Annotated in this window: 1 tRNA gene; it reads left to right on the top strand. The window is 45.7% G+C overall.

Annotated features, from left to right (window positions below):
* The first annotated feature begins 64 nt into the window (after nt 1-64).
* Nucleotides 65-140: transfer RNA gene (locus OGX83_RS00655), tRNA-Glu, on the top strand.
* Nucleotides 141-291: the final 151 nt, after the last annotated feature.

The following is a 291-nucleotide window of genomic DNA, read 5'->3' as shown; positions in this document are numbered from 1 at the left end:
AGTGCTCACACAGATTGTCTGATGAAAAGTAAATAGCAAGGCGTCTTGCGATTGAGACTTCAGTGTCCCCTTCGTCTAGAGGCCCAGGACACCGCCCTTTCACGGCGGTAACAGGGGTTCGAATCCCCTAGGGGACGCCACTTGCTGGTATGTGTGAGTGAAAGTCGCCGACCGAAGTATCTCAAAACTGACTTACGAGTCACGTTTGAGATATTTGCTCTTTAAAAATCTGGATCAAGCTGAAAATTGAAACGACACACTGTTTCATTTCTCCGTAATAAGAAATGAAAA

It is taken from the genome of Citrobacter sp. Cpo074 (genome assembly GCF_030332745.1).
Classification (GTDB): domain Bacteria; phylum Pseudomonadota; class Gammaproteobacteria; order Enterobacterales; family Enterobacteriaceae; genus Citrobacter; species Citrobacter portucalensis.
The sequence above is the reverse complement of the archived record's forward strand: the minus strand, read 5'-3'. Positions and strand labels throughout refer to the sequence as shown.